The sequence below is a fragment of the Mycobacterium scrofulaceum genome (assembly GCF_001667885.1).
In the GTDB taxonomy this organism is placed as follows: Bacteria; Actinomycetota; Actinomycetes; order Mycobacteriales; family Mycobacteriaceae; genus Mycobacterium; species Mycobacterium scrofulaceum_C.
The window spans coordinates 1-8410 of record NZ_LZJW01000120.1 but is presented as its reverse complement, the minus strand read 5'-3'; the positions used below and the strand labels follow the sequence as shown (position 1 = coordinate 8410).

The following is an 8410-nucleotide window of genomic DNA, read 5'->3' as shown; positions in this document are numbered from 1 at the left end:
CAAGTGGGCCGGCGAGGTCCTGCTCCGCGAGGCGCACGACCTGTGCGGCCTGCCGGTGGCGGTGTTCCGGTGCGACATGATCCTGGCCGACACCACCTACGCCGGGCAGCTGAACCTGCCCGACATGTTCACCCGGCTGATGCTGAGCCTGGTCGCCACCGGTGTCGCACCGGGTTCGTTCTACGAGCTGGACGCCGACGGCAACCGCCAGCGTTCGCACTACGACGGCCTGCCGGTCGAGTTCATCGCCGCGGCGATCTCCACGCTGGGCACCCAGGTGCTGGACAACGGCGAGGGGTTCCAGACCTACCACGTGATGAACCCGTACGACGACGGCATCGGTCTCGACGAGTACGTCGACTGGCTGATCGAGGCGGGCTACGGGATCCAGCGCATCGCCGACTACGGCGAGTGGCTGCGGCGCTTCGAGCAGACGATGCGGGGGCTGCCCGAGCGGCAACGCCAGTACTCGCTGCTGCCGCTGCTGCACAACTATCAGAAGCCCGAGAAGCCGATCAACGGTTCGATGGCACCGACCGACCGCTTCCGCGCCGCGGTGCAAGAGGCGAAAATCGGCCCCGACAAAGACATTCCGCATGTCTCGCCGCCGATCATCGTCAAGTACATCACCGACCTGCAGTTGCTCGGACTGCTGTAAGGCCACCAAAGACCGATCGCCAGCCTGTTGAACAGGCTGGCGATCGGTCTTTGTACTGGCGAGTTACTGCTGCGGATGCGGCCAGCGCAGGTACGCGGCGTTCGCACCCGCCGCTGCGCCTGAGCGCTGCCGACGCCACCCGCGCTTCGGCTCCGCGTCGACGGCCGTGCGTGGCTTGGTCAGCGCGCCCGAGGACACCTCGGCCGGCTCGTACGTCGATTCCCGGTACGGTTCCACGCCCGGCGCCGCGGTGGCCGCCGGCGCGACCGGCTGCACGTCACGCGCGAGCCGCACGGCCGTGCGCGCCAACACCACACCGCCCAGGAAGACGATCAGCGCACCCAGTCCGGAGAAATAGCTGACCTCGAGCACCGCCCGCTTGCGGTCGGTCGCGGCGACCGGGTCACCGGCGGAGCCGATTCCCAGCAGCGGCGCGAACTGGCCACCCACGACGAACCAGGCGCCCGCCGCGACCGCCAGCCAGCCGCCCAGCATCGCCGCGACGCGATTTCCGGCGACGATCACCAACAGGCCGCCCAGCACGGTCGCCGCTCCCGGCAGGACCTCGAGCCACCCTCGGGCCGTGCTCCACGCCCACTCCCGATCGGGCGTGTAGGCGAAGTTGAAGCGCGGTCCGACAAACGGTATTAACGCCCCCCAAGCCCCCAGAATGACCAGGAGCAGTCCGCTGACCGCGCCACGCGAACGAGGCATGCTCAGCCCGCGGGTTTGGCCGTCTTCTGCGTATTTCATGACATCCCCTCGTTAATTACCGGGCCTATTTCCGGCCCGGGATGGGTACCCGACGCTTTCCGCTCGTAACCCATGAGGCGCGCGAAACTCACCGCTCCCGGTGACCATTGGGACTGGTGAGACAGCTGTTAACGCGTGAGGCCGAGGAGCAGCAGCACGATCGCGATGACCGGAAAGACTCCTTGCGTCACCGCGGCACGTGCCTTTTCCGGCGCCGACAGGAGCAGGACCACCGCGGCCGCGGCCATGGACCCGACGCCGGCGAAGGTAAGCGCCGCGCCAACGGCGTTGTGGCGCAACACGATCGACGCGATGCCAAGGCCGGTGATCACGGCCAGGAACAGGTTGTAGAAGCCTTGGTTCAGGGCCAGCAGCTTGGTGGTCTCGGCCTCCTCGACCGTCGTGCCGAACGTGGCCCGGGTGCGTGGCGAGGTCCAGGTCAACGATTCCATCACGAAGATGTAGACGTGCAATAAAGCCGCCAGTCCGGCGAATACCAACCCGGCAGCGATCATCGCTCCTCCTCAGGGGTCGAGGCCTGCGCGGTGGGCACGCTGAACTTTACCGACCTGCTGTCGCCCGGACTGCCCGGACACGAAAGGGCGCCGGTAGCCACGGGCTACCGGCGCCTCCCGCGTGAGTAGTTACACGCCGGCGTGGTGGTGCCGGTGGAATAGGCCGCCACCGGCGCGCCGACCGAACAAGCCGCGCCCGCGAGGCTCGGCCTCCACCCGGTCTTCCCGGGCCGCGGTCACGCCGCGCGTCTCGTCGTACATGGCCGGGCCGCCCGCCGGCACCGCGCCGGCCGCCATCGGGGCGGGTTCGGTCACCACGACGTCTCGCGCGTGCCGCACCGCCAGGCGCGCCACGGCCGCCCCGCCCAGGAACACGATCAGGGCGCCCAGGCCGGTGAAGTAGGTGACCTCGAGCAGCGCTCGTTTCAGGTCCGTCGACGCCACCGGTTGGCCGAGGTCGCCGAGGCCCAGGGTCGACGCGAACGCGCGGCCGACCACGAACCAGGCGCCGCCGAGGACGGCCAGCCAACCGCCGAAGACGGCGCTGGCGCGGTTACCGGACAAGAGGACCAGCAGGCCGCCGAGTGCCGTGGCGGCTCCGGGGAGCACCTCGAGCCAACCCTTGGCAGCGGTCCAGGTCCACGCCGGGTCGGTCGTGTACGCCCAGTCGATGTTGGGTCCGAAGAACGGCACCAGTGCGCCCCAAGCACCCAACAGAATCAGGAGCAGCCCGGTTAGCGCGCCGCGGGTACGTGGCATGTACAGCGCGCGAGGGCGTTCGTTGTCGTAGCGCGTGGTCCTCATCAGAATCTCCTTCAACAGGTATTACTGCTGTGAGCCTGGTTACCCGACGACGTGTGCGTGTAACCGATCACGGCCGGCGCGGGAGGTTGGCTGGGGCCGGGAACGTCTGACGCGCCCGCGCGGCGCCGACCGCCTGAGCAGGCAGAACAGCGCGGCCGCGAAGGGTCGCGGGCCGGCTCAGCCGCGAAGGTCACGATTTGGTCGCAGCAGCCTTTGACCTGGCCACTAGTCCGATGCCGCAGCGCCCGGCATCGCTGCGCCCGGCACCGCCGCGCTCGCGATCGCTACTAGTCGAACAGGCCCGGTTGGCCCAACCCGGTGACGCCGGCCGGCGGGCTCATGCCCAGGTGTGTCCACGCCTGCGCGGTCGCCACCCGGCCGCGCGGCGTGCGGGCGACCATCCCGGCGCGGACCAGGAAGGGCTCGCACACCTCCTCCACCGTGGTGGCCTCTTCGCCCACGGCCACCGCCAGCGTGGAAACCCCGACCGGGCCGCCGCCGAAGCTGCGCGTCAGGGCCGAAAGCACCGCCCGGTCCAGCCGGTCCAGGCCGAGTTCGTCGACGTCGTAGACGGCCAGCGCGGCCTTGGCGACGTCGCGGGTGATCACCCCGTCGGCGCGCACCTCGGCGAAGTCGCGAACCCGCCGCAGCAGCCGGTTGGCGATGCGCGGCGTCCCGCGCGAGCGGCGGGCGATCTCCTCGGCCGCCTCGGCGCCCAGCTCGATGCCGAGAATGCCGGCGGAGCGGGCCAGCACGAGCTCCAGCTCGGCGGGCTCGTAGAAGTCCATGTGGGCGGTGAACCCGAACCGGTCGCGCAGCGGGCCGGTCAGCGCGCCGGACCGGGTGGTGGCGCCGACCAGGGTGAAGGGCGCGACCTCCAGGGGTATCGACGTCGCCCCGGGGCCCTTGCCGACCACCACGTCTACGCGGAAGTCCTCCATCGCCAGGTACAGCATTTCCTCGGCGGGCCTGGCGATGCGGTGAATCTCGTCGATGAATAGGACGTCGTGCTCGACCAGGTTGGACAGCATGGCGGCCAGGTCACCGGCGCGCTCCAGCGCGGGACCCGACGTCACCCGCAACGAGGACCCGAGCTCCGCGGCGATGATCATGGCCAGCGACGTCTTGCCGAGCCCCGGCGGACCCGACAGCAGGATGTGATCCGGTGTGCCGCCACGGTTTTTGGCACCCTCGATCACCAGCTGCAGCTGTTCGCGCACCCGCGGCTGGCCGATGAATTCGCGCAGCGAGCGTGGCCGCAGGCTGACGTCGATGTCACCCTCCCCGACGGCCAGCGCCGGGGACAGCTCGCGGTCGGCGAAGTCGTCGTCCGTCATCGGGACTTGCCCAGCATTGACAGGGCCGCACGAAGGGCGCCGGATGTCGTGGCGTCCTGTTCGGTGGCCAGCACCTTGTCGGTGGCCTCCTCGGCCTGCTTGACCGCGAAGCCCAGGCCGACCAGGGCCTCGACCACCGGCCCGCGCACCGCGTGCCCGTTCACCACGGACGCGGGCGCCCCCGCCGACACCGCGCCCACCTTGTCGCGCAGCTCGAGCACCATCCGTTCGGCGCCGCGTTTGCCGATGCCGGGGACCCGGGTCAGCGCGACCACATCGCTGTCGTGCAGCACCTGCCGCAGCGCCGCGGCGTCGTGCACCGCCAGCGTCGCCATCGCCAGGCGCGGGCCGACGCCCGACACGGTCAGCAGGGTCAGGAACAGGTCGCGGGTTTCGGCGTCGGTGAACCCGTACAGCGTCATCGAGTCCTCGCGCACCACCATCGCGGTGATCAGCCGCGCCTCGGTCCCGGTGCGCAGCGTCGCAAGCGTGGACGGCGTCGCGTTCACCCGGTAGCCGACGCCGGCGGCTTCGATGACCGCGTGGTCGAGCGCCACCTCGAGCACCTCACCGCGCACCGAGGCGATCATCGCGCGGCCTTCAGCTTGGCCAGGTACGCGTGCCGCTGTTGCGCGGCCAGCGCTTCGGCTGCGGCCATCCGGGCCATCATCGGCGCGCGCCAGCAATGACAGATCGCCAACGCCAGCGCGTCAGCGGCGTCCGCGGGGGTCGGCTTGGCTTGCAGCGCAAGGATTTTCGTGACCATCGCGGTGACCTGGGCCTTATCGGCGGCGCCGTTGCCCGTCACCGCGGCCTTGACCTCGCTCGGGGTGTGGAAGTGCACGTCGATGCCGCGCTTGGCCGCCGCCAGCGCGACCACCCCGCCGGCCTGCGCGGTGCCCATCACCGTCGACACGTTCAGCTGGGAGAAGACGCGCTCGATGGCGACGACGTCCGGTTGGTGGGTGGCCAGCCAATGCTCGACGGCGTCGCTGATGGCCAGCAGCCGCTTGGCCAGCGGCGCATCCGACGGCGTCCGCACCACGTCCACGTCCAGCGCGACCACGTTTCGCCCGCGCCCACTTTCCACGACCGACAGTCCGCATCGGGTCAGTCCGGGGTCGACGCCCATCACGCGCATTGCCCGCTCCCACCTGTAGAACAGCTGTTCGATACCCTAGCGTCCGGGGCCGACGGCCGCGCGGAGGACACGCGGCGGTCCCGCCAATTCCGGCGCGCGACGTTACAGCGCCGAACTCACACAAAAGCTGTTAGCTTTACCCCACGTTCGCTCAAGACAGGTGGCAACGGAAGGGCTCGCGTGGGATCACTGCTGGTCGTTATCGCGATCGTGCTGTTCATCGCGTCCATCGTCGTACTCGTCATCGCTTTGCGGCGCCCCAAGCAATCCGGTCCGCCACGTGGCCGCCAGGATCCGCTCTCGTTCAACGCGATGCCCGAGTTCGGCCCCCGGCAACTCGGCCCCGGCGCGATCGTGAGCTACGGCGGAGTCGACTGCGTGGTGCGCGGATCGGTGACCTACCGCGAGGGCCCGTTCGTGTGGTGGGAGCACCTGCTGGAGGGCGGTGACCAGCCGATCTGGTTCAGCGTCGAGGAGGACGACGGGCGTCTCAAGCTGGCGATGTGGGTCAGCCGCAAGGACCTCACGCTCCAGCCGGGCGGGCAGTACGTCGTCGACGGGGTGACCTTCCACGAGTCCGAGCGCGGTCGCGCCTCGTTCACCACCGAGGGCACCACGGGCCTCCCCGCGGGCGGCGAGATGGAGTTCATCGACTGCGCCAACTCCGATGAGTCCCTGCTGCTCTCGTTCGAGCGCTGGGCGCCGAGCATGCCGTGGGAGGTCTCGACCGGAAAGCCGGTGCTGCCCGGCGAGCTGACCCTGTATCCGGCGCCCCCGCCCCCGTCCTCCTAGGAACGCGCCGGTGCCGCTTCATCAGCTCGCCGTAGCTCCTTCCGACGTGTCGGGGCAAAAGCTCGGACTCGCGCTCAACGCGCCCGCGCCGCCACCGCTGGCGACGTGCCTGCTGCACCATCCCGACGGCGGTGCGCTGCTGCTCGGGGTCCTCGGGGCGTCGCACGTAGTCACCGTCGAGCACGCGGCCGGCCGGTTCTCCGAAGAGGTTTCGTGCACGGCGCGCGGCCTCGGCGTCGACCTGCCCGAGCGCACGGCCGCACCGGGCTACTCCCTTCAGTCGCGCACCGACACCTATGACGAGGGCACCTTCCGCCGCCTGGCGCGCGATCTTCGTAACCGCTGCGCGCGCGAAAAGGGTTGGCTTGGCGGCTCTTTCCCCGGTGACGACGCCGCGCTGACCGCGTTGGCGGCCGAACCCGACGCCGCGGGATGGCGGTGGCGGACCTGGCACCTGTACCCGCGCGGCCTGGTGGGCTCCGGCGGGCAGGTCGTCCACACGACCAGCCGGTGGCATCCATGAGCCGCAACCGCCTGTTCGTGATCGCCGGCGTGCTGGCCGTCGCCGCCACCGTCTGCCTGGTGTTCGGAATCATCCTGTCGCAGAAGAACATTGCCTCCTACATCGCCAGCCACTACCACGAGTACGCCCACGACGCGAACGGGACGCGTTACGAATGCAGCGGCTCCGCCGACGACGTGGCCGACACGCTGGCCGAGTATCAGGCGCCTGAGGCGCGTGCCGCCAACGGGGACAACGAATATCTGCGCTACAGCAGCAACATCGTGACCGTCGGCCCCGACGGCAATCACCCGTGCAGCATCCGTCTGGAAAGCCTCAACGCCGGATACAGCCACGGCGCCTTCATCTTTCTCGGCCCCGGCTTCACGCCCGGCTCCCCCTCGGGCGGCGCGGGGGGCAGCCCGGGCGGCCCGGGCGGAACCAAGTGACCTCTAGCCGGAAACGCAAAGGAGACAAACCATGTACCTCGCCATCGATTTCGGATCCACCAACCTCAACACGATCACCCAGGGCGTGGTCGCCGTCGTCCTCTACTTCGCGGTCGGCGTCGTCGTCCTGATCGCCGGCTTCTTGATGGTGGACGTCCTCACCCCGGGCAACCTGCGCCAGCTGGTGTTCATCGACAAGCGACCGAACGCCGTCGTCCTCGCCTCGGCCATGTACGTCGCGCTCGCCATCGTCATCATCAGCGCCATCGCCAGCAGCTACAGCCAGCTCGGCCAGGGACTCGTCGGCGTTGCGGTGTACGGGCTGGTGGGAGTCCTGCTGCAGGGCGGGGCGCTGCTGATCCTGCAGATCGCGGTGCCCGGAAAGTTCCGCGAGCACGTCGACGAGCCCGAGCTGCACCCGGCCGCTTTTGCCACCGCCACCATGCTGGTGGCCGTGGGAGGAGTGATCGCCGCCGCCATCTCATGACCTCGACGGAAAGCCGGCCACAGCCGCCGACCGTCGCGACGGCGCTGCCCGGGCGGTGGCGGGCCGTCCTGCTGGCCGCCGTCGCGGCCTGCGCGGCGTCCGGCATCATCTACGAACTCGCGCTGCTGACGCTGGCGGCGAGCCTGAACGGCGGCGGCATCGTCGCGACGTCGTTGATCGTCGCGGGTTACATCGCCGCGCTCGGCGTGGGCGCCCTGGTGGTCAAGCCCCTGCTGGCGCACGCGGCCATCGCGTTCGTGGCGGTGGAGGTGTTGCTGAGCATCGTCGGCGGCCTGTCCGCCGCTGCGCTCTACACGGTGTTCGCGTTCATCGACGACGAGTCGATGTGGATGCTGGCGCTGGGCACGGCCTTGATCGGCGGTCTGGTCGGCGCCGAGGTGCCGCTGTTGATGACGATGCTGCAACGCGGCCGCAGTGGCGAGGCGCCCGACACCGGCCGGACGCTGGCCAACCTCAACGCGGCCGACTACCTCGGTGCGCTGCTCGGCGGCCTGGTGTGGCCGTTCCTGCTGCTCCCCCAGCTGGGCATGATCCGCGGCGCGGCGGCCACCGGCATCGTCAACCTGTTGGCCGCGGCCGTCGTGGCGATTTTCGTGCTGCGCCGGGTGGTCTCGGCCCGGCAACTGGCGATGGCGCTGTGCGCGCTCGCCGCGGCGCTCGCGCTGCTGGCCACGCTGCTGGCGCGGTCGGCCGACATCGAGACGACGAGCAGACAACGGCTCTACGCCGACCCGATCATCGCCTACCAGCACTCGGCCTACCAGGAGATCGTGGTCACCCAGCGCGGCAACGACATGCGGCTCTACCTGGACGGCGGCCTGCAGTTCTCCACCCGGGACGAATACCGCTACACCGAAAGCCTGGTCTACCCCGCGCTGGGGGCCGGCGCGCGATCGGTCCTGGTGCTCGGCGGCGGCGACGGGTTGGTGGCCCGCGAACTGCTGCGGCAGC

11 protein-coding genes and 1 pseudogene are annotated in these 8410 nt (G+C 70.1%); 6 read left to right on the top strand and 6 right to left on the bottom strand.

Annotation, left to right across the window (positions count from 1 at the left end):
* The coding region (locus tag A5681_RS17985; RefSeq protein ID WP_197498637.1) for an SDR family oxidoreductase at positions 1–658 on the top strand (658 nt) is incomplete at its 5' end.
* A gap of 63 nt (positions 659–721) precedes the next feature.
* Here the strand turns inward: A5681_RS17985 and A5681_RS17980 are convergent.
* The 6 genes from A5681_RS17980 to ruvC form a co-directional block, all read right to left on the bottom strand.
* Positions 722–1411, bottom strand: coding sequence for a hypothetical protein (locus tag A5681_RS17980; protein ID WP_067277854.1), 690 nt, complete (start codon positions 1409–1411; stop codon positions 722–724).
* Between the two features lie 128 nt (positions 1412–1539).
* Positions 1540–1926 carry a DUF1304 domain-containing protein gene (locus tag A5681_RS17975; RefSeq protein WP_067277851.1) on the bottom strand — a complete coding sequence of 129 codons (387 nt, stop codon included), beginning with the start codon at positions 1924–1926 and terminating at the stop codon, positions 1540–1542.
* A 129-nt stretch (positions 1927–2055) separates the two neighbouring features.
* Positions 2056–2730 carry a hypothetical protein gene (locus A5681_RS17970; protein ID WP_067277856.1) on the bottom strand — a complete coding sequence of 225 codons (675 nt, stop codon included), beginning with the start codon at positions 2728–2730 and terminating at the stop codon, positions 2056–2058.
* A gap of 287 nt (positions 2731–3017) precedes the next feature.
* Positions 3018–4067 (bottom strand): Holliday junction branch migration DNA helicase RuvB, encoded by a 1050-nt coding sequence (gene ruvB / locus A5681_RS17965; protein WP_067277848.1) that lies wholly within the window; start codon positions 4065–4067, stop codon positions 3018–3020.
* A complete protein-coding gene (gene ruvA / locus A5681_RS17960) occupies positions 4064–4657 on the bottom strand; it encodes a Holliday junction branch migration protein RuvA (protein ID WP_067277845.1) in 594 nt (197 codons plus the stop codon). Before ruvA ends, ruvB begins: the two co-directional genes overlap by 4 nt.
* Positions 4654–5208, bottom strand: coding sequence for a crossover junction endodeoxyribonuclease RuvC (ruvC, locus tag A5681_RS17955; RefSeq protein WP_067277842.1), 555 nt, complete (start codon positions 5206–5208; stop codon positions 4654–4656). Before ruvC ends, ruvA begins: the two co-directional genes overlap by 4 nt.
* Positions 5209–5388: 180 nt before the next feature.
* Between ruvC and A5681_RS17950 the strand changes: the two genes are divergently transcribed.
* The 5 genes and pseudogenes from A5681_RS17950 to A5681_RS17930 all read left to right on the top strand — a co-directional run.
* Positions 5389–6000, top strand: coding sequence for a DUF4178 domain-containing protein (locus A5681_RS17950; protein WP_067277839.1), 612 nt, complete (start codon positions 5389–5391; stop codon positions 5998–6000).
* Between the two features lie 10 nt (positions 6001–6010).
* Positions 6011–6523 carry a DUF2617 family protein gene (locus A5681_RS17945; protein WP_067277837.1) on the top strand — a complete coding sequence of 171 codons (513 nt, stop codon included), beginning with the start codon at positions 6011–6013 and terminating at the stop codon, positions 6521–6523.
* The gene (locus A5681_RS17940; RefSeq protein ID WP_067277834.1) at positions 6520–6951 is read left to right on the top strand and encodes a DUF4247 domain-containing protein; all 432 of its coding nucleotides are present in this window, start codon (positions 6520–6522) and stop codon (positions 6949–6951) included. The genes A5681_RS17945 and A5681_RS17940 overlap by 4 nt, the downstream gene beginning before the upstream one ends.
* A 31-nt stretch (positions 6952–6982) precedes the next feature.
* A complete protein-coding gene (locus tag A5681_RS17935; RefSeq protein WP_067277831.1) occupies positions 6983–7438 on the top strand; it encodes a DUF350 domain-containing protein in 456 nt (151 codons plus the stop codon).
* Positions 7435–8410 (top strand): annotated as a pseudogene (locus tag A5681_RS17930) (spermidine synthase); the annotation flags it as partial. The gene A5681_RS17935 and the pseudogene A5681_RS17930, both read left to right, overlap by 4 nt.

Excerpts from the sequence above, each read along its gene's own strand:
- ruvB (WP_067277848.1), bottom strand. The coding sequence starts at position 4,067 with ATGACGGACGACGACTTCGCCGACCGCGAGCTGTCCCCGGCGCTGGCC.
- A5681_RS17970 (WP_067277856.1), bottom strand. The coding sequence starts at position 2,730 with ATGAGGACCACGCGCTACGACAACGAACGCCCTCGCGCGCTGTACATG.
- A5681_RS17935 (WP_067277831.1), top strand. The coding sequence starts at position 6,983 with ATGTACCTCGCCATCGATTTCGGATCCACCAACCTCAACACGATCACC.
- A5681_RS17980 (WP_067277854.1), bottom strand. The coding sequence starts at position 1,411 with ATGAAATACGCAGAAGACGGCCAAACCCGCGGGCTGAGCATGCCTCGT.
- ruvC (WP_067277842.1), bottom strand. The coding sequence starts at position 5,208 with ATGCGCGTGATGGGCGTCGACCCCGGACTGACCCGATGCGGACTGTCG.
- A5681_RS17975 (WP_067277851.1), bottom strand. The coding sequence starts at position 1,926 with ATGATCGCTGCCGGGTTGGTATTCGCCGGACTGGCGGCTTTATTGCAC.
- ruvA (WP_067277845.1), bottom strand. The coding sequence starts at position 4,657 with ATGATCGCCTCGGTGCGCGGTGAGGTGCTCGAGGTGGCGCTCGACCAC.
- A5681_RS17940 (WP_067277834.1), top strand. The coding sequence starts at position 6,520 with ATGAGCCGCAACCGCCTGTTCGTGATCGCCGGCGTGCTGGCCGTCGCC.